The sequence below is a fragment of the Pseudoalteromonas sp. 5Ae-yellow genome (assembly GCF_014077565.1).
Classification (GTDB): Bacteria; Pseudomonadota; Gammaproteobacteria; order Enterobacterales; family Alteromonadaceae; genus Pseudoalteromonas.
Window position 1 is genome coordinate 1 of sequence record NZ_JACGWD010000156.1, and the last position, 980, is coordinate 980.

Consider the following 980-nt stretch of genomic DNA (forward strand, 5'->3'; position numbering starts at 1 on the left):
TTTCGCTAAACTATAGTACAGCCAATGAAGAGACGGTACTTTATCCGGCAACACATCCTTTTCAACCTTTGCCCATAGTAATTTCCACGTCATCTCTTTAACACAAGTTGTACATCTCACTTCTTTGGCTAATTCACTCCTTTGCGCCATATTTTGCAGCTGTAATAACCTGACAGCAATAAACGCTTTAATGATCGCAATTCGTAAAATATTATCACTGTGCTGCAAACGTAAATCTTCTACTTCGGTTCCATCTGTTTTCCATGTTTTATGAAACTCCTCTACACGCCAGCGGAGTTCATAGTATCTTACTAATTTCTGGGCATCTTCTGCTGTATTTACGGGCTCTGTCGTATATAAAATCCAACATAATGGATTTTTTTGCGTACTTTCTTTTTCCTGACAGACAATGACATTGACACTCAATGTCGGTGATTCTTGCCCTTGAACTCGCTTAGGCTTGGCGAGTGTTATAGGTTGATAGCTCAATGTAATTCGGGCCTGACGCGCTTTTCTTCCCGCACGTTGCGCTATATTAATAGTGTAACAACACTGACCTTGCGCTGTTTCTATTAACTGATTGAGATTGCATTGAGGCTCTATTAATTTTCTATTTTCCTTTGCTCTGACTAAAAATCGATGTCCTTCATCTTTTTGGTAAGTCATGTACTCATAAATGTCAGCTTCTCTGTCGCAGATGTTAAGTATATTTGATAATTCACCTGTACGTATTTTTATATCCATTAATGTTTGTTGCCAGCGATAGCTTTCTTTCTCTTCGTAAGGGCGTAGCTGTTGTTGATCTTTAGTCCCTTTAACCTTTGATTTCCTAAACCAATAGTACTGGTCGAGCAAACCAATAACATGCTCCGTATCTGCATCAATTGCTAAAGTTGAATGCGCATATAGCGTTCTTGTTTTTGATGGTTTTCCTAATGTATTTGCACAGTTCACATCGCCTAATTCTTTGCAAACACTGT

Annotated in this window: 1 protein-coding gene; it reads right to left on the reverse strand. The window is 38.7% G+C overall.

Translation table 11 applies throughout. The features are described 5' to 3' along the window. The coding region (locus H4J63_RS19760) for an IS4 family transposase (protein ID WP_182198105.1) at positions 1 to 980 on the reverse strand (980 nt) is incomplete at both ends.